General features: G+C 31.3%; 24 protein-coding genes and 4 pseudogenes. 27 read left to right on the top strand and 1 reads right to left on the bottom strand.

The annotated features are described in order from the left end of the window. The 15 genes and pseudogenes from NH288_RS09405 to NH288_RS09475 form a co-directional block, all read left to right on the top strand. Positions 1 to 200 (top strand): hypothetical protein (locus tag NH288_RS09405; protein ID WP_265214894.1); only part of this gene is annotated, 200 nt, incomplete at its 5' end. A 77-nt stretch (positions 201 to 277) separates the two neighbouring features. Further along, complete coding sequence (locus NH288_RS09410) at positions 278 to 850, top strand: TetR/AcrR family transcriptional regulator (RefSeq protein ID WP_041250625.1); 573 nt, start codon at positions 278 to 280, stop codon at positions 848 to 850. A gap of 51 nt (positions 851 to 901) precedes the next feature. Beyond that, positions 902 to 1,480: an MptD family putative ECF transporter S component gene (locus NH288_RS09415; protein WP_005956598.1), complete on the top strand. Its 579-nt coding sequence runs from the start codon at positions 902 to 904 to the stop codon at positions 1,478 to 1,480. After that, complete coding sequence (locus tag NH288_RS09420; protein ID WP_012291072.1) at positions 1,480 to 2,160, top strand: energy-coupling factor transporter transmembrane component T family protein; 681 nt, start codon at positions 1,480 to 1,482, stop codon at positions 2,158 to 2,160. The genes NH288_RS09415 and NH288_RS09420 overlap by 1 nt, the downstream gene beginning before the upstream one ends. Then, positions 2,157 to 3,605 carry an ABC transporter ATP-binding protein gene (locus NH288_RS09425; RefSeq protein WP_108830956.1) on the top strand — a complete coding sequence of 483 codons (1,449 nt, stop codon included), beginning with the start codon at positions 2,157 to 2,159 and terminating at the stop codon, positions 3,603 to 3,605. The genes NH288_RS09420 and NH288_RS09425 overlap by 4 nt, the downstream gene beginning before the upstream one ends. 12 nt (positions 3,606 to 3,617) lie before the next feature. Further along, the gene (locus NH288_RS09430) at positions 3,618 to 4,970 is read left to right on the top strand and encodes an MATE family efflux transporter (protein ID WP_265214903.1); all 1,353 of its coding nucleotides are present in this window, start codon (positions 3,618 to 3,620) and stop codon (positions 4,968 to 4,970) included. A gap of 37 nt (positions 4,971 to 5,007) precedes the next feature. After that, positions 5,008 to 6,729: an ABC transporter ATP-binding protein gene (locus NH288_RS09435; RefSeq protein ID WP_265214905.1), complete on the top strand. Its 1,722-nt coding sequence runs from the start codon at positions 5,008 to 5,010 to the stop codon at positions 6,727 to 6,729. Next, positions 6,722 to 8,458, top strand: a complete 1,737-nt coding sequence (locus NH288_RS09440) for an ABC transporter ATP-binding protein (RefSeq protein ID WP_265214907.1) — start codon at positions 6,722 to 6,724, stop codon at positions 8,456 to 8,458. Before NH288_RS09435 ends, NH288_RS09440 begins: the two co-directional genes overlap by 8 nt. Before the next feature lie 310 nt (positions 8,459 to 8,768). Further along, on the top strand, positions 8,769 to 8,906 hold the full coding sequence (locus tag NH288_RS09445; RefSeq protein ID WP_265214908.1) for a hypothetical protein: 138 nt from the start codon (positions 8,769 to 8,771) through the stop codon (positions 8,904 to 8,906). Positions 8,907 to 8,961: 55 nt separating this feature from the next. Continuing rightward, entirely contained in the window at positions 8,962 to 10,752 is a 1,791-nt protein-coding gene (locus NH288_RS09450; RefSeq protein WP_265214910.1) for a recombinase family protein, read from the top strand. Then, positions 10,703 to 11,020 (top strand): annotated as a pseudogene (locus NH288_RS09455) (23S rRNA (uracil-5-)-methyltransferase RumA); the annotation flags it as partial. The gene NH288_RS09450 and the pseudogene NH288_RS09455, both read left to right, overlap by 50 nt. Positions 11,021 to 11,043: 23 nt before the next feature. Then, positions 11,044 to 11,280, top strand: a pseudogene (locus tag NH288_RS09460) (CD1845 family protein); the annotation flags it as partial. Positions 11,281 to 11,299: 19 nt separating this feature from the next. Next, the gene (locus NH288_RS09465; protein WP_019116047.1) at positions 11,300 to 11,689 is read left to right on the top strand and encodes a bleomycin resistance protein; all 390 of its coding nucleotides are present in this window, start codon (positions 11,300 to 11,302) and stop codon (positions 11,687 to 11,689) included. Between the two features lie 104 nt (positions 11,690 to 11,793). Beyond that, positions 11,794 to 11,994, top strand: a complete 201-nt coding sequence (locus NH288_RS09470) for a hypothetical protein (protein WP_410035363.1) — start codon at positions 11,794 to 11,796, stop codon at positions 11,992 to 11,994. Between the two features lie 46 nt (positions 11,995 to 12,040). Then, complete coding sequence (locus NH288_RS09475) at positions 12,041 to 12,535, top strand: hypothetical protein (protein WP_265214915.1); 495 nt, start codon at positions 12,041 to 12,043, stop codon at positions 12,533 to 12,535. A gap of 330 nt (positions 12,536 to 12,865) precedes the next feature. Here NH288_RS09475 and NH288_RS09480 read toward each other — a convergent pair whose 3' ends face one another. Further along, a complete protein-coding gene (locus NH288_RS09480; RefSeq protein ID WP_106460489.1) occupies positions 12,866 to 13,294 on the bottom strand; it encodes a Dps family protein in 429 nt (142 codons plus the stop codon). A 1,000-nt stretch (positions 13,295 to 14,294) separates the two neighbouring features. Here NH288_RS09480 and NH288_RS09490 point away from each other — a divergent pair. From NH288_RS09490 to NH288_RS09545, 12 genes and pseudogenes are all read left to right on the top strand, one after another. Then, positions 14,295 to 14,711 (top strand): hypothetical protein, encoded by a 417-nt coding sequence (locus NH288_RS09490; protein ID WP_207047697.1) that lies wholly within the window; start codon positions 14,295 to 14,297, stop codon positions 14,709 to 14,711. A gap of 2 nt (positions 14,712 to 14,713) precedes the next feature. Next, positions 14,714 to 14,917, top strand: a complete 204-nt coding sequence (locus NH288_RS09495; RefSeq protein ID WP_002843027.1) for a helix-turn-helix transcriptional regulator — start codon at positions 14,714 to 14,716, stop codon at positions 14,915 to 14,917. Between the two features lie 29 nt (positions 14,918 to 14,946). Next, entirely contained in the window at positions 14,947 to 15,213 is a 267-nt protein-coding gene (locus tag NH288_RS09500; protein ID WP_265214921.1) for a hypothetical protein, read from the top strand. Between the two features lie 287 nt (positions 15,214 to 15,500). Further along, positions 15,501 to 16,073, top strand: coding sequence for an urease accessory protein UreE (locus tag NH288_RS09505; protein ID WP_265214923.1), 573 nt, complete (start codon positions 15,501 to 15,503; stop codon positions 16,071 to 16,073). Further along, positions 16,066 to 16,770 carry an urease accessory protein UreF gene (locus tag NH288_RS09510; RefSeq protein ID WP_265214925.1) on the top strand — a complete coding sequence of 235 codons (705 nt, stop codon included), beginning with the start codon at positions 16,066 to 16,068 and terminating at the stop codon, positions 16,768 to 16,770. Before NH288_RS09505 ends, NH288_RS09510 begins: the two co-directional genes overlap by 8 nt. An 8-nt stretch (positions 16,771 to 16,778) precedes the next feature. Continuing rightward, positions 16,779 to 17,390 carry an urease accessory protein UreG gene (ureG, locus tag NH288_RS09515; RefSeq protein ID WP_265214926.1) on the top strand — a complete coding sequence of 204 codons (612 nt, stop codon included), beginning with the start codon at positions 16,779 to 16,781 and terminating at the stop codon, positions 17,388 to 17,390. Continuing rightward, positions 17,390 to 18,205 (top strand): urease accessory protein UreD, encoded by an 816-nt coding sequence (locus NH288_RS09520; protein WP_106460483.1) that lies wholly within the window; start codon positions 17,390 to 17,392, stop codon positions 18,203 to 18,205. Before ureG ends, NH288_RS09520 begins: the two co-directional genes overlap by 1 nt. Beyond that, the gene (locus NH288_RS09525) at positions 18,196 to 18,498 is read left to right on the top strand and encodes an urease subunit gamma (RefSeq protein WP_265214928.1); all 303 of its coding nucleotides are present in this window, start codon (positions 18,196 to 18,198) and stop codon (positions 18,496 to 18,498) included. The genes NH288_RS09520 and NH288_RS09525 overlap by 10 nt, the downstream gene beginning before the upstream one ends. A gap of 9 nt (positions 18,499 to 18,507) precedes the next feature. Beyond that, the gene (gene ureB, locus NH288_RS09530; RefSeq protein WP_265214930.1) at positions 18,508 to 18,891 is read left to right on the top strand and encodes an urease subunit beta; all 384 of its coding nucleotides are present in this window, start codon (positions 18,508 to 18,510) and stop codon (positions 18,889 to 18,891) included. Continuing rightward, a complete protein-coding gene (ureC, locus tag NH288_RS09535) occupies positions 18,892 to 20,613 on the top strand; it encodes an urease subunit alpha (RefSeq protein WP_106460481.1) in 1,722 nt (573 codons plus the stop codon). It begins immediately after the preceding gene. A gap of 352 nt (positions 20,614 to 20,965) precedes the next feature. Beyond that, a pseudogene (locus NH288_RS09540) lies at positions 20,966 to 21,205 on the top strand (transcriptional regulator); the annotation flags it as partial. After that, positions 21,202 to 21,342, top strand: a pseudogene (locus tag NH288_RS09545) (nucleotidyl transferase AbiEii/AbiGii toxin family protein); the annotation flags it as partial. The pseudogenes NH288_RS09540 and NH288_RS09545, both read left to right, overlap by 4 nt. Between the last annotated feature and the right edge of the window lie 759 nt (positions 21,343 to 22,101).

Genomic DNA, 22,101 nt, shown 5'->3' on the forward strand with positions numbered 1-22,101 from the left:
AAGTGTTGCCTCAAAAAATGAAAATATATGAGGTTTATTTGCTATGCACATTTTTAAGTTCTGCGACTGAAAAATTTTTTAAAAAAATTTTTAAAATAACTATTGACTTCCTTAGTTGGTCTATTAAAGTTATAAGCGTTAAGCGTTTATTAATTTCTGTTAATTATACCGCATTTAAAGAAATTAATAAAGAAGTATAAGCGAAGCTATTGACAATGATTATCAGAGTTGATACAATAATACCGACAAGTATGTCGGTTTGGAGGTTATTTATGAAATGAAAATGGAAGCTGATGAAAGAAAAAAGCAGATTAGACAAGCAGCTATTAAAGTTTTTTTGGATAAGGGATTTAGAAATACCGTTATGAATGACATTATGGAAGCTACTGGGCTTTCTAGAGGTGGCTTGTATCATCATTATGGTTCTACGCATGAAATCTTATACGACATTATGTTAGAAGGAAATAAATACAGAGAGAAGATAATCTATGATGAGATGAATAAAACAAGTCAGGATTTTAGCGAAGTTTTATCTGAGATTATTTTAGAAAAAATGCTATATCAGAGTGACTATGTTTCAATTTATGCAATGTTTTTGCAGGAATTAAATCATGACGATAAGTTAAAAGACTTATATAAGAAACTAAAAAAATCATCATCTGATAGTATTTTAATGTTATTTGATGAAGATGTAAGAGGTGAATTAAGTGAAGCTATTGAATTAATAACTGATTTTATTAACACATTTATTCTAGGTTGTGAAGTTCTAAATGCAAGAGAAAATTTTGTGAAGAACAAACTTGCATTAAAAAAAATGATAGGAATTATCTTAGATAATAATGCTAAGTAAATCTTAGGGTTTACTCAGAAAGAAAAAACATATCTTAAATTGGAGGTTTATATGAAATTAAAAGATATCGTACAAGTTACAATTTTTACAGTAGTGGCGTTTATATTAAACATGGCTGTATCAACGGCCACAGGAATGTTAGGAACTTTATCCTTATATATAGCGGCAGGATTTTCTTCCTTTGTAGTAGCTCCGCCATTTATAATTATGGCTAAAAAATTACAAAAAAGAGGAATAGCTTTTATATTTTTCATGTTGCTGGGTGTATTTTATGCATTAAGTGGATATTGGCCAATGCTTATAGTAAATGCCATCGCAGCTATTGTAGCAGAATTAATTATAGGTAACTATAAAAATGATAATAGAGTTGCCTTAGCATTATCTGCTGGAATGTTTGTTATTTCAATGCACGCAATGACATTTGTAAGACTACTTGGACCAGAAAAAATTGTTGAAGTTTTTAGCGTATTTACAAAAGAACAGGCTGCCTTTATGGATGCCTTTTTTACACCAAAGGCAATGCTAATCTCAATAGGCATTAATATCGTCTTGGTATTAATAGCAGGAAGATTTGGATTATATATAAATAATAAGTTTTTTAAAAAGAGTAAAAAATCAGGAATATTGTAATGGAAAACATAAGGAGAGATGACAACTGTCTTGTAAATCCTATAATCTTATTTGTTTTAATTTTAGCGTTTTCGATTATATTATTTATAACAGATGATATTGGTTACTATATTATGATAGGAATATCAATGTTTCTAACCTTAACTTTTTCCTTAAAACAATTTATTAAACAACTAGCAACAGTTCTTATCTTGTTAATTGTTGGCAAAACATTAACTATTATAGACTTAGGAATAGGTGGAAATGCAATTTTAGGTCTTGTAGAAATCGTATTAAAACTCTTTCCGATATTTATTATTGGCGGTATTCTTGTGAATACATCACCACTTAAAATGATGAGTTCACTTAAGTTTTTACACATTCCAAATGTGTTTGCTCTAAGCATAGTGATAGGAATGAAGTTTATATCAGAGATGGGGTTAAGGATTAAAGAAATAAAGAATGGCATGAAGGTAAGGGGGCTAAGATTAAGTCCCCTCCATCCTGTTAGGTCTTTTGAACTTTACTTCATCCCTCTTATCTATAAATGTTTGCAAGTGAGTGAAACTTTGACTTCATCTATTATATCTAAAGGAGCAGAATATAGAGGGGAAAGGACTAATTATCATAAAATAACTTTTAAATTTTTTGATATCGTATTCTTACTTTTAGCTATTTTCTTATTGTGGAGGTCAATATGAATGTAATAGAAGCAGATATTAAAAAATTCTCTTATGACGGAAATGATAAGGTAATTTTAAAAGATATAGAGCTAAATATTAAAGAAGGGGAACTTGTTGTTATAAGTGGTTTATCTGGTTGTGGAAAAACTACGCTAACAAGAATATTAAATGGCTTAATTCCGAATCATTATCAAGGACAATTATATGGACAAGTATCTATTTTAGGAAAAAATATTTCGCAATATAACAATGGAGAATTGGCAAAGTATATAGGAAATGTTTTTCAAAATCCAACAGATCAGTTTTTCGCAAATATTGTTGAGGATGAGCTTGCCTTTGTTGGAGAAAATTTAGGAATGGAGCTTTCAGAATTAAAGAAAAGAGTTGATGACTCTTTGAGTGTGATGGGAATTGAAAATTTAAAATATAGAAATATCAATTCTTTATCAGGTGGACAAAAGCAAAAAGTTGCTATCTCATCTACTCTTGTTTATGATACTAAAATAATTTTTTTTGATGAACCATCATCAAATTTAGACTATAGGGGAATAGTCGAACTTAAGAATATTCTTGAAAAATTAAAATCCTTAGGAAAAACGATAATAATATCTGAGCATAGATTGTTCTATTTAAATGATTTATATGATCGTTTTTTGTATATGAAAGATGGTAAAATCGAAAAAGTTTTTAAAAAAGGTGAATTAACAGAAGAGGATTGTAAAAATTACTCTTTAAGAACAACTAACTATAATTTTTTGCTATCTGAAAATATTGATAATTCCAAAAATGTAGTTGAGGATATAAGAGGAGCTGATATTTCTACTGGTAAAAAAGAATTAATAAAAAATTTAAATATAAGCTTATATGAAAATGAGATAATGGCGATTATAGGTAAAAATGGAGTAGGTAAAACGACTCTTGCAAGATCCTTAGCTGGTTTATTAAACTTTAAAGGCAAGACAAGCTTTGGGAGAAATAAAAAAGAAAGATTAAGAAACTCTTATTATATGATGCAAGATGTAGAATACCAAATGTTTTTTGATACGGTGGAAAATGAGCTTTTACAAAAAGATAGAATTAATGACGATGAATATTTAAATAGACTTAGAAACGAATTAAAACATATTGACCTTTGGGAAAATAGGTATGACCATCCACAAAATCTATCTGGTGGACAAAAACAAAGACTTGCTCTATTAACTGCTTGTTTAAGTGGTAGAAAACTAATAATTCTTGATGAACCTACGTCAGGTTTAGATTACAAGAGAATGAATGATATTTCTGAAATAATAAAAAGATATTCAAAAATATATCTTTTTGCCATAATAACTCATGATATAGAACTTATTTTTAAAGTTTGTAATTCTGTGTTAATGCTTGGAGGAGATAGATACAAGAAAGTGAATATTCAGGGACATGAAAAAGAAATTTTGAAATTTATTAAAGATGGACTGATTGTGTAAGGAGTTGATTTTTTGAAACAAGATATGAAAGAACAATTATTAACAAAAAGACCTATAGATTTACTCTTTCAATTATCTATTCCTGCTGTAATAGGAATGATAGTAATAGGTCTTTATCCATTAATGGATGGAATATTTGCAGGAAATATTATAGGACAAACAGCAATGACAGCTTGTGGTGTAGCTATGCCACTTACATTTTTCAATAGTGGTGTATCTACACTTATTGGCGTAGGTTCAGCATCAGTTTTATCAAGAGCTATAGGAAAGGGCGACAAAAAAACAGTTGATAAAATTATGGGGAATTTAATCTTTTGGGTTATTTTATTCTCATCAATTATTACAATAGGTGGAATTATACTTGCACCACATTTTTTAGATATGGTTGGGGCAAGTGGTGAAATTAAAGAATATGGTATCAGATATTTACGCGTGATTTTCATTGGTTCTTTATTTGTAAACTTTACTCAATCAGCAAACATGGTTATGCGTGGAGAAGGATTAATGAAAAAAGCAATGCTCATTATGGGGCTAGGAGCTTTTTTAAACATAATTCTTGATCCCATTCTAATGAAATTAATGGGAAAATATGCAATTGAAGGGGCTGCACTTGCAACTATTACAGCACAATTTGTTCAAGCGATAATAACACTCCATTACTTCAAATATAAAAGTAAAGCAGTAAAAATAAATAAAATCAAACCTGATCAGGAAATAAAAAAAGAAATGTTTGGCGTAGGGTCATCTGCTATGATGATGCAAATTTTATTTATGATTCAACAAACAATGCTATATAAAATGTCATTTAAATATGGCGGAGATACAAATGCTATCTTGATGGCAGCAACACTTAGAATATATGCCTTTTCATTCATTCCACTTTGGGGAATGAGTCAAGGTTTACAACCTGTAGTTGGTACAAATTTTGGAGCGAAAAAATACGACAGAGTAAAAGAAGCTATGAAAGTATTTTCTATCGGAGGATTAGTTCTTGCATCAATATTTTGGATACCAGCATTAGCATTTTCAAAGAATATTCTGTCTTTATTTGGAGTAGAAGAAAGTATTATAACTCAGGGAATAGGAAACTTTAGACTATTTTATTCTATCTTTATCCTATATGGAGTAATGGTAATGACTATAACATTCTTCCAATCAATAGGAAACGCTAAAAAAGCCGGCATAATAGTAATGCTAAGACAGTTATTTTTATTCGTACCTGCCATGATTATTTTACCAATGATATTTGGAGTTAAAGCAGTATGGTTTGCAGAACCTCTTGTAGATTTAATTATGATTTTAGCTGGAATAGCAATGATGATTGGAGAGCTTAATAGAATGCCCTCTGAAATAAAAAAAATATAATAAACTATTTAAAAATATTACTAAAGGAGGTTTTAAAGTGAATTTAGTAAAAGAATATGTAAATAAAAGAAAAGGCTCATATTTTATATCCGTCCTACTTGCAACAGTTGGGGTGGTGGCTGGTCTTTTTTCCTATATTTATATGGCAAAAATAATTGTAAATTTGATTAATGGCGTAAGCGATACGAGTTTATATACTTCACTTTGTATAAGTATTTTAATAACATTTGTTATTAAAGAAGTGGCAGCAGGAATATCAACAAGTATTTCCCATACTGCAACTTTTAATTCTTTAGGAGAAATTAGAAATGATATTTCCAAAAAATTATTTAAGATGCCACTGGGAGATGTTCTTTCAAGATCTTCAGGGGAATTAAAAAATATTATAGTTGAGCAAGTTGATTCTATGGAAACATCCCTTGCCCACTTAGTGCCAGAATTTACTGCAAATTTAGTAGGACCTATTCTATTGTTTATTTACATGTTTACATTAGATTGGCGTTTAACTTTATTATCACTAATTCCATTTGTGGTAGGAATGGCTACCATGATGTCTGTTATGAATGCTCATTATAAGGAAATGTTTGGAAAGTCAGTTGCCATTGGTCAACATATGAATAATTCCATTGTTGAGTATATAAATGGGATAGAAGTAATAAAGACCTTTAATCAAAGCGAATCATCTTATAAAAAATATGCGGATAGCGTTTATGACAATGCAAGCTTTTATTATAACTGGATGGGTGAATCTATGAATAGGGTTGCCATAGGTAGATTACTTTCTCCTATGGGAATTATTACAATCATACCCTTTGGGATTTTATTTTATATAAATGGAAGTATTGATTTAGGAAATTTAATTACCTTAATCGTCTTATCCTTTGCTACAGTTTCTAGCATTTTAAAAATCATGAACTATATGGATGATATGTCAAGAATATCAACTATAACTTCTGAAATAGGAAAGATTTTAGATTCAAGAGAGTTAGAAAATATCGACAAGGGAGAAAAAATAGAATCCTATAATATAGAACTTCAAGACGTCGACTTTTCTTACGATGGAAAAAAGAAAGTCATTGATAATCTTTCTATGGAAATAAAAGAATCTAATGTTTCAGCACTCGTTGGTCCTTCTGGGTCAGGTAAGTCCACAATAGCAAAACTTATTGCTGGATTTTGGAATGTAGATAAGGGATCTATTAAAATTGGCGGAGTAGAAACAAAAGATGTGTCGCTCGAAAACTTGTCTTCACTTATTTCTTTTGTATCCCAAGACAATTTCCTATTTGATATGACTATAAAGGAAAATATTAGGCTTGGAAATAAGAATGCCTCTGACGAAGAAATTATAGATGTATGTAAAAAATCTGCCTGCCATGATTTTATTATGAACCTATCTAATGGTTATGATACAAGAGTTGGCGAAGGTGGAGGTCATCTATCTGGAGGAGAAAGACAAAGAATATCTATTGCTCGTGCCATGCTAAAGAATGCACCAATCGTAATTTTAGATGAAGCAACTTCTTATATAGATCCTGAAAATGAAGCTCTCATACAAAACGCCTTGGCAAATCTAGTTAAGGGTAAAACTTTAATAATAATCGCTCATAGGTTAAAGACAATTGTTGATGCAGATAGGATATTTGTTATTAAAGATGGCAAATTAAATTCTTATGGAAATCATGAAGAACTATTAAAGTCATCAGAGCTTTATAAGGAAATGTATGCTGCAAATTTAAGGGGTGATGAAAATGCTTAAAGTGTTTAAAAAGATATGGAGTTTTTCAAAAGAAGAACAGGCAAATATTAAGAAATCTATTCTTGCTGGATTTTTCCACGCAGTATTTAATGCCCTTGAGTTTGGAGCAATTTACTATATGCTAGTAAATATCTTCTCTAAAACTTTAGATTATAAGGCTATCTTTGTTTGTCTTGGAATATTAGTTATATCCCTTGTTGGAAAGATAATGACACAAAAATCATCACAAATGGCACAAACACACGCTGGATATTTTATGGCAGCTCATAAGAGGATAGAAATAGGAGAAAAAATAAAAAGAGTTCCTATGGGTTTCTTTTCAAGCTTTTCACTAGGAAGATTAACTACTATTGCCACATCATCACTTTCCCAAGCAGAAATGTGGGTGCCTATGCTTTTGGTTCTTGTACTTGGTGGAGTTTTAAATACTTTAGTTTTTGTCCTTGGAACTTTAATTTTTAATGTAAAGGTAGGACTTGTTGCTGTAGCAGGTGTAATAGTATTCTTTATAGTTACATCAATGATGGAGAAAAAATCATCAGCTAATGCAGACAAGATGACAGAAACGCAGACAAGACTTACAAAAGAAGTATTGGCAACTTTACAAGGTATGCAGGTTATAAAATCCTATAATCTTGGTGGAGAAAATAACAGGGCTTTGAGAAAGTCTATAAAAGATACATCAAGAATACTCTTAGACCTAGAAAAATCTGTTGCACCATACACAGTTATTCAAAGAATTGTAATGGGAATAACAACAGTAGCTATGGTCTATGTATCTCTAAAATTAAATTTATCTGGTGAACTTCCGCTTGCCGAAACAATTCTTATGATTATGGCATCCTTTATAATCTTTGAAGGACTAATCGGTGCAGGATCAAACATGGCAATCCTAAGAGCTTGCGAAAATGCCATAGATTCTGTAGGTTTTATCGACTCTATGCCTGATATGAGAGAAGGTAGTATTACAGAGCCTATAAAAAATCATGATATAGTCTTTAAAAATGTAAGCTTTTCTTATGATGATAGACCAATTTTAAAAAATGTATCAGCAGAGATAAAAGAAAATACCATGACTGCCATAGTTGGTCCATCTGGATCTGGTAAAACAACATTTTGTAATCTAATAGCGAGATTTTGGGATGTAAATTCTGGAGAAATTTTAATAGGTGGAAAGAATATTAAGGATTATAAGATAGAAAACCTTATGAATTCAATTTCCATGGTATTTCAAGACGTCTATCTCTTCGAAGACACTATTGAAAACAATATAAAATTTGGAAAACAAAATGCAAGCCATGAAGAGGTTGTAGAAGCTGCAAAGAAGGCGAGGTGCCATGAATTTATAGAAGCTTTACCAGAAGGATATGACACTATTATTGGGGAAGGTGGAGCAAGCCTATCTGGTGGAGAAAAACAAAGAATTTCCATAGCTAGAGCCATGCTAAAATATGCAGATATAATTATCTTTGATGAAGCAACTGCAAATATTGACCCAGAAAATGAAGATAAACTTAAAGAAGCAATAGAAACATTAACAAAAAATAAGACAGTAATTATGATTGCCCATAGACTAAAAACCATTAGAAATGCAGATCAGATTCTAGTCTTAAAAGATGGAGAAATAGTAGAACGTGGAAATCATGAAAAATTGATTGAAAATAATGGACTTTATTCTGATCTTATCAATGCAAAGGCTAAGGCAGAATCATGGAAATTAAATAATTAATAGAAAGAAATATTTAAAGTCTTTGAACAGGAAAATTTAGATTAGAGGATTTATGCCTAGTAGCATAAGTCCTCATTTTTTTATGCTTAAATTAATCATTGAAACTCAAAAATACTATAAAAAAATAAAAATTCTGGTTACCAAAGAGGGCAAATTTCACTATATAAAGTGAGGGGTATTTTGTCATCTTTCTATAAAAATCAAAATACTTTGAAGTGTGAATATTCTTGAAATTGATTATGTGAGATTAGCATATTTCAAATTTAATTCACTTATCAAGGTAAAAAATTAACTTATATAGGAGGTTAAAATGCAAGCAATAAAGATTTATAGCATGAGAGTTGCTATGTTATGTAGACTTTATGATCTTAAATTAATTAATGATAAGGAATATACAAAAATTATGAACAGGTTAGAAAATGATTATAAGAAGATGAATAGAAAGTAGTTAATCTTGTGATATAATAACACTGTAGAAAGATACAAAATGGGAAGGAGGTAAAATGAATACTAAAGTAAAAGTAATAAAAGCTTCAAATACTGGAGCAAGAAATAGAAATGCACTAGATTTAGATTTAAAACGTGTTGCAGCATATTGTCGAGTAAGTACAGATAGTAAAGACCAACTTGAATCATATAAATCGCAAGTTGATTATTACACAAATCTAATAAAAAATAATAAGAACTGGACTTTGGCTGGTATATATGCAGATGAAGCAACCACAGGAACAACTGCTAGTAAGAGAGCTGATTTCATGAGACTAATAAGCGATTGTCAAAATGGAGATATAGACATGATAATAACAAAATCTATATCAAGATTTGATAGAAATACATTAGATACCTTAAAGTATGTAAGACTATTAAAGGAAAACAATGTTGGTGTAGTATTTGAAGAAGAAAATATAGATACTTTGACAATGGATGGAGAGCTATTACTAACAATATTAAGTTCAGTAGCTCAACAAGAAGTAGAAAATACCTCAGCCCATGTAAAAAAAGGACTGAAAATGAAAATGGAAAAAGGGGAACTTATTGGTTTTCAAGGTTGTCTTGGATATGATTATGACCCTACAACAAAAAGTATATCTATAAATGAAGAAGAAGCTAAAATTGTCAGATATATCTTTAAAAGATATTTAGAAGGCAATGGTGGTTCGGTCATTGGTAGGGAACTAGAAGAACAAGGATATCTCACCCCTAGAGGTAAAACAAAATGGTCTGATACTACAGTGTTAGGAATAATTAAAAATGAAAAGTATATTGGAGATATACTAATGGGAAAGACCTTTACAGTTGATCCCATAACAAAAAGAAGACTAGCGAATTTTGGAGAATCTGATAAATACCATATTGAAAATCATCATGAGCCAATTATATCAAAAGAAGATTTTGAAAAGGCACAAGAGATTAGACTCAGGAGAGCACAAAACAGAAACACTATTGCTAACAAGGATAGAAAAAGAGAAAAACTATCAAGACAATACGCTTTTTCTAGTATGCTGGAATGTGGATTTTGTGGAGAAATACTTTCAAGAAGAACTTGGCACACAAGTTCAATTTACAAAAAAATTAATTGGCAGTGTGTAAGATCAACTAAAAAAGGTAAAAAATATTGTCCTCATTCAAAAGGAATACAAGAAGCAGCAATAAAAAAAGCATTTGTTGAAAGCTATAGGCAATTATGCCATGCAGATTCAACAGTAATAGATGACTTTTTAAAAATTGTAGAAGAAGAAATAAATGATAATACTTTAGTCAAAGATTTGAAAAAAATAGAAAATCAATTAAATAGAATCATTAGTCAAGAAAGAAAGTTAGTTGATCTTCATTTGGAAGATAGTATAGACGAAGAAGTTTATGCTAAAAAGTATAAAAAACTGACAAAACAAAAAGAAGAATTACTTGAGGAAAAGAAAACCCTAGAGCTAACGATAAAAGATGAAAACTCTATTAAAGAAAGATTAAAGCAATTTAAAAAGGTCTTAGAGAATAGAGAAATTATAGAGGAATTTAATAGAACAATATTTGAAAGCATAGTTGATAAAGTCGTAGTGGGTAGAATTGATAAAGACGGAACAGTTCATCCTTATGACTTAACATTCTATTTCAAAACAGGAGTTAAAGATAGTCAAGATTCTAATAACTTTAAAGATAAAAGAAAAAATGCCAAAGACGATGACATTAATAAATTGTGTTCCTACAAGAATGACGAGGATAAAAAATTATGTTTCCAAGCAAAAGACAACGCATGTGGAGACGGTAGCGCTTTTGTCCAAACTCGATGTCGATAAGCATATAGACGTTGTAATTGAGCTGGATGAGCTTGATTTGACAAGTGCTGAAAGTAAGGCAACATATGCTCAAATCAAAGAATATGTTTGGAATAAATTTGATTTAAAAGTTTCGACATTATATATTGCACAGATAAAAAAGAAATGTGGAATAGAATTACGAGAACATTACAACAAGTCTAAAAAGGAGAAACAAATTATTCCACAGTGTACACCTGAAAAAGAAGAAGCCATCATGGATGCTTTGAGACACTTCAAAATGATTTAATAGAAAAGAATGACAGCATATGACTTTCTGCATTTATTACATTCCTACTTGGTATTGGAACGGCGTTGTTGTATATCATTATGGTGTTCTGATCATTTTGGGCGTTATCTTCTTTTATTCAAGGAGAAGTCGGAATAGGTATTTTTGGCTTGGTTATTGGTTTCCTATTTAGTCCTTACGGACTTCCGATAGTAGGAGTAACTGTGATAGCGTTTATTGAATTGATAAATGATAAAATTAAAGCGGTTTGGATAAATTAGTATTTGTCAAGGAGGGAATATGGATTTTAGTAGGATGATTCCTGAATTATCAGTTTTTGATATTAATCTGACTAAAAAATTTTATAGTGAATTAGGATTTAAAATTGAATATGAACGTGTTGAAGATAAATTCGTTTTCATGTCTTTTCAAGAAAGTCAGTTTATGTTCGAACAAATTCATGATGATGGTTGGAATATAGGTGAGCTAGTATATCCTTTAGGAAGAGGAATAAATTTTTCAATAGCTGTCGATGATATTGAAGAACTGTATCAATTAGTGAATAATTTGAATATAGAATTATACAGAGAACTAACCATAAACATATATCAAGTTAATGAAATAGAAGAAATGCAAATAGAGTTTTTAATTCAAGATCCCAATGGGTATTTGTTAAGATTTACAAATTAACAAATACCAGTTTGTCGAGCTAAATAAAACTAAATACTAAAGATACAAGACGATAGAAAGTAATAATTCTGTCGTCTTTTTTATTTTAAAGAAAGGAGATAAGTATGAGAAAATTAGAACAAATAAGACAAGATTCAAAAGAAATAAAAGATAAAATAGACAATACAGAAGAAAGATTAAGGCAACTAAAAAATCAAGAAAAGAAGATATTAAAACAAGATATAGTAAAAAGAAGAAAAGAAAGAACTCATAGGCTAATAACAAGAGGAGCAATCCTAGAAAAGCAACAAAGACAAAAGAATTAAAAAAAACACCTAGTATAATAAGATAAAGAGGAGGTAAACTAAATTGATGAAAACACTTGGCATGTTAACAATCATCTGCTTAACAGCATCAATTATGATGGTGAATTTTATACTTATTATACCGAAATTTGGCTCGAAGCATTTCGGTGCACCCGATGATATCAAAGCTATGATGAGTAAGTTGCCAGATAAACCGATTTGGGTCAATATATTAGGCGGACTTATCATGATACTTGGATTGCTAACCATTGTAGCCGTCCTAGTCTGGGCAATTGTTGATACAGTAAAATTTAGTTTAACTTTTCAGCAAGCCTTTTTTAGATTTTTAATACTATTTGAAGGATATAAGCTTTTTGATATTATCTTTTTTGATTATCTCATGCTTACCAAGTTAAAATTGCCGACTAAAGTTTACCCAGAGACGGTTGGTGCTAAGGGGTATGATAATTTTGGGTTTAATGCGAAAAATCAGGTTACAAAAATTATAATCTTCTTTTTCGTGAGCCTAATTTTGGCATATTTACTGATCGTTTTGGTTTAACTAAAAATTCATAACTTGTAATGTTCAATTCAACTTCTTGGATATTTGTTTTAAGGGGCTGTAGCTTAAAAAGAACCAATTATCAGAAATAGATATAAGCCATGAACAGTTATATGAAGATAGGTTAGAGGGAAATATAAGTGAAAGAAACTTAAATTTAATGAATGTGAGCATATCTAGAACCATTCCTATAGGAATGGCTAAATACTGGCACAAAAAAATGTATCAACCTTTGCCCTTTTATCAGGATTTAGGTTGATACACAAAATTATTTACAGACCATAATTATAGGATGACAGTAATTTAAAGTTCTGCAAAAGTTAATTTTGCCTATTTAAGGCTTGATTCCACAAACCAAATTTGTTTGTTATAGTCCTCTATATGATTTTCCATAACATTAGCTACAGGGAAATTATCAGCTTCATCTGCTTCTTTTCTAATCTCTAGTGCGAGTTCTTTTTGAAGTTTTATGTCAGATAGGACTATTTCTAATGCTTCTTTAATAGATACTTCTTTAGAAGTTTTAATCTCTTTGATTGTAGAAATTTCTAAATATTCTTTTAGATTAGCAACTGGAAATTCTCCAGACATTCTGATAAGCTCAGCAACTTCATCAAGTCTTTCACCAGCCTTATCATATTCAGATTCAAGATACTCATGTACAGATACAAATTGAGAGCCTACGATATTCCAATGTAGATTATGGATTTTAATGTTTAGTACTGCAAGATTTGCAAGATATGTGTTTAATTTTGTCATTTTATTCCTCGCTTTCAAATAATTTTAATTATCATTATCATTATATACAATAATAAAAAACAAGTCAAGTCTATAATATTGAATAAAATTTACTAGCAAATATTTATTATTTCATCCTAATGTCGTAAAAATGAACAGAAGAAAATTATTTCAGAGATACAAAATCACATCATGCAACAAAAAGGAATAGATAGAAAGATAGAATCTATACAAAAGGAAGTATCAGATATTATCGAAAAGAGTATTATATAAATTTAATAGTGAAACTTAGGAAGAGATAGCAGAAATGTTATCTCTTTTTTAATACAAGAAAGGAGTTTTATATGAAAAAATTAGAACAAATAAGACAAGTGTCAAAAAAATAAAAGATAAAATTGACGATACAGAAGAAAGATTAAGACAACTGAAAAATCAAGAAAAGAAAATATTAAAAGGCTCTTTGTCAAATCGTGTTGGTAAATAAAAATCAACCAAATTCTTAATCAGGGATAGAAAATTCAGAAGAATTAACATATGAAGAAATAAAAATCCTACTAGAAAAAGCAAAAAAGACAAAAGAATTTAAAGAAACACTAAAAATAATGAGCGAAAATTAAAAAAAATAAACAGGAAGATTTTTACAATTAGCATACTGCATAACTTATTTTATTTAAAATTTTTAAGAAATATCTGAAAGAATACTTAGGAGAAAGCAAGATATTATATATATCCCAATGGAAATCGTAACTTGCCACTATGAAGAAAGAGAAAATAACCTTTACAATCAAATATTAGGGATATGAGAAGAAGTTGAACAAGCAGAAAAAGTTAAGACTTGCATAGAGCCGTTACAGGAACAAGAAAAACGACTATCACAGGTAAAACAGAACGAGTTAGACCAATAAAAAACAAAAGTGAAATATTTATAACTTAAGCATTGACATCAAGTTTTTTGTGTGATATGTTAATAACATTAAGTTAGAAATATATCACTTGAAATTATACGTAAGGAGAATTTGACATGAAAAACAAAGTATCTATACGAGAAGTTGTTGCAACAAAAATTATTATTGCAATTTTAATTGCGGGATATTACTGGTTGTGGAGCAGAAGCGACTATCAGCCTGAATACCAACAGTTTTCAAGCTATTGGGGTTTTATTCTATTTTTGATGCTGATAGTGCATTATTTTAGAGTAAAAAAGTATAAGAAAGAATACTTTGATGAATTTGCGGAAAAAAATCTACACAGATGTGATTCAATATGCTTAAAAATTTTTTGCGTGTTAATGGTTATTATAGCATATTTAGGAGGGATTTTAGGTCATGTAAACGGAATTTCAACAGCGTTGATGGGATGGCTAATTATTGGAACAGTAATTACAATTACAATACTTCGTACGATTATGTTTATAATTATGGATTCTAAAGGGGTATAATTGTGGCACTAATAACAAAAGTTAAGGAATATAGAGAAAAGAAAAAATATAAACAATCTGAACTTGCGGAAATGGTAAATGCCAGAAGAGAAACTATTGTACATCTTGAAAATGGAAAATATAATCCGTCATTAAAATTAGCTATGGATATTGCAAAAGTGTTTGATGTTAGCGTAGAAGATTTATTTGAATTTACAGATGATTGAGGCACACAATTTAATTTAGGAAATATAATATGCAATTCACAGGATTGCAATGGGACGATATAGATTTTGATACGGTCGAAGATTTAGATAAATATGATAGGAAAAAATATCTTGCTCCTATTTCTGTTATAAACTTAAAAAAGACTCCTGGAAAGACAACCTCAAATGATTCTGAGATAGATAAGTTTGCAAAAGATGATAGAGAATATATAAAAAACAAGCTGAAATATATAGACCAGACCTTATCATTTGTGGAAGAACAGGAGATATATTCATTGAGAACATTCTTGATTTAGATACTAGTTCTTGGATTTATATTTCTTACTATTTGAGTTTTTTAATATAATCATCATGAAAACCTGGGGTCTCTTTGTTATAATTACAATTTGGGAGGTATTGTTAATTATCCTATGAAAAATTAACCGTATATGGATGTATTCTATATGCGGTTTTTGTCTGGGAAATTTAGCTAAGATTGTTTTCAAAAAGTAGAATAAAGAAAATTACACTTTATAAAATGCAAAATCATTGTTTTTTTTGTTTTAAGGGGTACTATTAAGTTTGTAAAAAAGGGGTGAATAAAGTGATAATAGAAAAAATTATTGGAAATGTTTTTGATATAAATGAAGAAAATTTAATAATCAACTGGCTTAATATGCCTTACGACCATGCCCACAAGAAAATTCAAAGATTTGAATATGAGGGTCTGGATTTGGGTCTAAAGCTTTCTGAAGAAGATAGACAAAGAGGTCTAAAGCATGGAGATATAATTTATAGAGAAAATAATGTAGTCTATGCTATCAATATCGAAGAGCTAGAATGCTTAAAGCTTTCTATGGATGAGGCTAAGAGCTTTGTCAACTTGGCATATATTATTGGCAATCGTCATGCAAAATTATACTGGTCAGAAGATGGCGAATCTTTAATAACACCATATGAGAAGACCCTGGAAGATATGCTAAAGACTGTAGAAGGGATAAAGATGGATAAGGTCATGGCTAAATTATTGCCAAAAAACAACTTGATGGCAATTCTACCTCAAGGTCAAGTAGTAGATCATCATAGTCACGACCATGACCACGATCACGACCACAATCATGATCACCATCACGATCACGATCACGACCACAATCATCACCACCATCACCATGAATAGAAAAAAATATGAAGAAGAGCTCATCCTCCTTCAATTAAATGATAGTCAATTTCCTATAGGTTCTTATTCTCATTCTTATGGACTTGAAAATTATATCCTAAAGAATTTGATTAAAGATTCGAAAGATACAAAAAAATATTTAATAAACTATTTAAAAACTAGCTTCTATTATAATGACCTTTTAGCTGTATATCTAGCTTACAATTATTTTATAGAAGGGAAAAAAGATGATCTTTTAGATCTAAATATAAGATTACAGGCTCAAAAAAGCCAAAAAGAGTTAAGGGAAGCTTCAGAGAAGTTAGGCTCAAGACTTATATCGACAGTTCATAAGATGGACATAGCTATGCCAGAACAATACTATGACTACCTAGATTATCATAAGAAAAATGACATTATCATCCATCACTCAGTCGCCTATGCTCTAATTACAGCAAGTCTTGATATTGATTTGACCGCATCTCTTTTGAGTTTTGCTTTTAATATGGCACAGAATCTAGTTATTACAGCGGTTAAGATTGTTCCTATCAGCCAGTTTGATGGGCAGAAAATCTTATATGAAATATATGATTTGATAATAGATTTAGTTACAAAGATAGATAAATTGGATGAGGAGTATTATTTTACTTCATATCCAGGTGTAGAAGTTGCTTCAATGCAACATGAAGTATTATATTCAAGACTTTATATGTCTTAGGGAGGCTTATGGATTACGTAAAAATCGGTGTCGCAGGCCCTGTTGGCTGCGGAAAGACACATTTGATAGAAAAACTAGTAGAAGAATTCAAAAAAGATTACAAGGTAGCAGTAGTTACTAATGATATATATACAGAAGAAGATGCAAACTACCTAAAAGATCAGGGGATTCTTGAAAGAGATAGGATAAGAGGAGTAGAAACTGGAGGATGTCCTCATACAGCTATAAGAGATGATGTTTCTATGAACCTTGAAGCTTGTGAGGATTTAGTCAGAAATTTTAAGGATATAGAAATAATCTTTATCGAAAGTGGTGGAGACAATCTATCAGCAACCTTTAGTCCTGACCTTGCAGATGCCACCATCTTTGTAATAGATGTAGCTGCAGGTGGGGATATACCACGAAAAGGAGGCCCAGGAATTTTAAGATCAGATCTTCTTATCATAAACAAAAAAGATTTAGCTCCTTATGTTGGCGTTGACCTTGAAGCTATGAGAAAGGATACCCTAGCCCAAAGAGGAGATCGTCCATTTATCTTTACTAATATCAAAAATGGCGATGGCCTAAATGAGGTCTATGACTGGATAAGAAAGCAAGTCTTATTAGAAGATTTAAAATAATGAAAAAAACATACGCAAGAGCCAGCAGATTATATTTAGAGTTTGAAAATAAGGATGATACAACAATCCTAAAAGATATCTACAATTCGCCACCATTTCTACTTATGCATACATTTAAATATGGAGACTTTACCAAGGCTATGATTATGAGCTCAAGCCCAGGTATCCTGGAAGGCGATGTGCAAGAAGAAAAATTCTATGCAAAAAAGAATAGCAAGGTCTTGCTTTCTTCTCAATCATACGAAAAAGTTTATAAGATGAATAAGGATTCTTTCGCAAGTCGTAGGGTCGAAATTCGTGGAGAAGAAAAGTCTGACTTTATTTTTAAACTTTTACCCATGATTCTCTACAAGGATGCAGATTTTAGGGAGGTTATCAAGGTCGATTTAGAAAAAGATGCTAGGCTTATTTTTTCTAACTGCTTTGTAGCTGGTAGAGTTGGCAGGGGTGAAAGTTTTGAATTTAAAAGCTACAAGACTAATCTAGATATCAATCTTGATGAAAAACTTATTTACACCGAAAAAAACCTCATAAGGCCAAGAGAACAAGAGATAAATGAACTTGGCCTGATGGAAGGCTATGACCACTTTTTGTCTATGGTTGCTATAAATTTTTCCAATGAAGATAACATTGGCGAAATCCGCAAAATAATTGAAAAGCATAGCCAAAAAAGAGGCCTAAAAGGTGGGGCAAGTTTAAGTTTTAGAAATGATATTCAAATCAGGATTTTGGGCAAGATGGGCCAGGATCTAATAGAATGTGAAAAAGAAATAATAGATTATTTAATTGAAAAAGGGGGAAGGATATGCATTTAGTACCAAAAGATATTGAACGCTTGATGATATTTACAGCTGGAGAAGTTGCCAGAAAGCGTAAAGAACGTGGACTTAAATTAAACTATCCTGAAGCAGTCGCTCTAATCAGTGCCGAGCTTTATGAAATGGCTCGTGATGGCAAGACTGTTTCAGATTTGATGCAAAAAGGCAGGAAGATTCTAACTAGGGATGATGTCATGGAAGGTGTCCCTGAAATGATTAAGGATGTACAAATAGAAGCCACATTTCCTGATGGAACCAAGCTTGTAACAGTTCATCAACCAATAGTGTAGGAGGCAAAAATGATTCCAGGTGAAATTTTTTATAAAGACGAAGATTTAATTTTAAATGAAGATTTCGAAGCTATTGAAATAAAAGTAACAAATACTGGAGATAGGGCCGTACAAATCGGTTCTCATTTTCATTTTTTTGAAGTGAATAGATTTTTGAAATTCGATCGTAGCATGGCCTTTGGCAAAAAGCTAGACATTCCTGCAGGAAATGCTATTAGATTTGAACCAGGTCAAACCCATAGGGTTAGATTAATAGATATCGGCGGAAATGGAAGGGTGATCGGCTTTAACGGACTCACAAATGGTGTAGCCCATGATATAAAAAAAGATGAAGCCATGAAAAACTTAGTTCAAAAAGGCTACGCTAATATTAATAGTGATGGAGAGGAATAGATGTCATTTAAAATCTCAAGAGAAAAATACGGGTCTATGTATGGGCCAACTACAGGCGATAAAGTTAGACTAGCAGATACAAATATTATAATAGAAATAGAAAAAGATTATGCAATTTATGGAGATGAATCAATCTTTGGTGGTGGTAAGACTGTAAGAGATGGTATGAACCAATCTTCAACTGCAAGCTATGCCTCAGGAACTTGCGATACAGTAATTACAAATGCGATTATCCTAGACTATACTGGTATCTACAAGGCAGATATAGGAATTAGGGATGGTATTATTACAGGAATAGGCAAGTCAGGTAACCCTGATATGAACGATAATGTCAACCCTGGTCTTGTAATAGGGGCAAGCACTGAGATAATCTCAGGCGAAAATAAAATCGTAACCGCTGGAGCAATTGACACCCACGTTCATTTTATATCAGCCGATCAAGCAAATACCGCTCTAGCAGGAGGAACTACTACCCTTATCGGAGGCGGAACAGGCCCTGCTGATGGAACAAATGCTACAACCTGTACTCCAGGCCCTAACCACTTAGAAGCTATGCTAAAATCAGTCGAAGGATATCCAGTAAATGTTGGATTATTAGGTAAGGGTAACTGCTCAAGCAAAGAGCCACTTTATGAACAAATAAAAGCAGGAGCTTGCGGACTAAAGATTCATGAAGACTGGGGAGCAACAAGAGCCGTTATAAATGCCAGCCTTGAAGTTGCTGATGAGTACGATATTGCAGTTGCCATCCATACCGACACCCTTAACGAAGGCGGCACAATCGAAGATACCCTAGATGCTATTGGTGGTAGAGCTATACATTTCTTCCATACTGAAGGAGCAGGAGGAGGACATGCACCAGATCAAATAGTTGCAGCAGGATTTAATAATGTCTTTCCAGCATCAACAAATCCAACCATGCCTTTTACCATAAACACATCAGATGAGCACTTGGATATGGTTATGGTTTGTCACAATCTTGACAAAACCATAGAAGAAGATGTAGCCTTTGCTGACTCAAGGATTAGACCGGAAACAATAGCTGCAGAAGATGTTCTCCAAGACATGGGAGTATTCTCAATAATGTCTTCAGACTCTCAAGCCATGGGTAGGATAGGAGAAGTTGTCATGAGAACATGGCAAACAGCATCAAAGATGAAGGACCAACGTGGAGCCCTTAAAGAAGATGAAGGAAATAATAACGATAACTTTAGGGCTAAAAGATATGTAGCCAAATACACTATAAATCCAGCCATAGCCCATGGAGTATCTGAATATATTGGTTCAATCGAAGTCGGTAAACGTGCAGACCTAGTCCTTTGGGAGCCAAAATTCTTTGGAGTTCGTCCAAAACAAATACTAAAAAATGGGTTAATAATAATGGCACCATCAGGAGATCCTAACGCATCCATACCAACACCACAACCTGTTATATATAGAAGAATGTATGCAGCCATTGGCGGAGGAATCGGAAACTCTTGCATGACCTTCGTTTCAAAAGCAGCCTATGAAGCAGGCATAAAAGAAAAGCTGGACCTAAAAAGAATGGTACTACCTGTTCATAATTGTAGAAACATCGGCAAAAAAGATATGAAACTAAACTTCGAAACTCCAAACATTAAGGTAGATCCAGAAACTTATGAAGTAACAATTGAAGGAAAGAAAATCTCATGTGATCCAGTAGACAAGGTCGCCCTAGGTCAATTATACAACTTATTTTAAAATAAATATTAGAGCTTAACAAGAACCCCAAAATACTTACTAGAGATGTAGAGGTCTTAGGGTTCTCCCTAACAAGGTAAAAAATAAAAAAATGGAGCATGCCATAAAGGTCTGCTCCATTAATTTTTTCGTAAGTGTCCGTACATTTACTGTGATTGCTTCTTTCAAAGCTCATTTCAAAGTTTATATATTTTTTCAAAAAATACCGTAATTATAATTTGGTTATTTTTTATTGTTAGAATTGATTACATAAGAAATGGAGGAATAATATATGGAAATTATGCTTGAAACAAGAAATTTAACAAAGAAAATCAAATAACAAATGATACTTGAAAATGTATCAATTAAAGTAGAAAAAGGAAAGACAAAAATAAAATCACCACAAGGCAATCTTATTCCAGTTTATGATATAGATCTAACAATTTGCGATATAATAATCGACAGAGAAAAAAATAGATAAGCAGATTTTCACAGAAGCCATAAAAAGATACTTTAAATCACCAAATAAAAATCTAAGACGACTCATAAAATACAGTAGACTATTTAAAAAATAGAAGATGAAATTAGGAAATATATGGAGGCATTATCGTGATTAATATCGAGAGTATAAAGGGCAAGATAAAAAGCCTAGCAGAGAAGAAAATTTTAAAGTCGCAAGAAGTTCTGAAAATATATTTTTTCGAAAGATTTTTAGAAAGACTATCTAAATCAAAGTACAAAAATAATTGGTACTGTCAAATTTTTTGAATCTGTAAATAATTTTGTGCATAAACCTAAATCCTGATATAAGGATAAGGGTTAATACATTTTTTATGTATCAATATTTGTCAATTCCTATAGGAATGGAGCTTGTCTTAATTTTACTTGGGCTTAATAAACTGTCGAATTTTCATGAAATTTGCAGCCGATTTCATACTAAGTTTTTATCTTAATTAAAACTTCCTTCAAAAAATATTGATAATTGGAATAAGATTTAGTCCCAGCGACGGATCCTATAGGTCCACTTACTTGAGGCATCTACCATTGCTAGATACAAGCTTTTTGTAGTGCGTAGTCATTTGAAAATATTGTCATGTTTTTAGTAACTTTTCTTAATTGCCTATTGAAGTTTTCCATGGCGTTTGTTGTATCTTAGTTTTCTTATTCCTTATGGATATTTAAAATATGTGAATAATTCTGCCAAGTTATTTTTCTAAAAGTTTACACACATTGGGTATTTTTACCCCATTTTTCTTTAAAGATGTCTAAATTTGTTAAGTCTAAGTCTTCTGTTGGTACTTTGTACACTGCTTTTAGGTCTTTCATTAATTTTTTTAACATGTTTGCTATTTTGCTTCTTTTTGTTTCTGTTTTTTTCTTGGCATAAAAATTCCTCCTGATTAGTTTTTACTTACCCTAATCAGGAGGTTTCTATACACAAAATTTTACACAGTCTCCGCCATGGTCATTTTTTTCTTTATTTATATTCTCTTTTGTTCATTGAACAAC

Origin of the sequence: Anaerococcus sp. NML200537 (assembly GCF_026131715.1) — a bacterium.
Classification (GTDB): Bacteria; Bacillota; Clostridia; order Tissierellales; family Peptoniphilaceae; genus Anaerococcus; species Anaerococcus kampingae.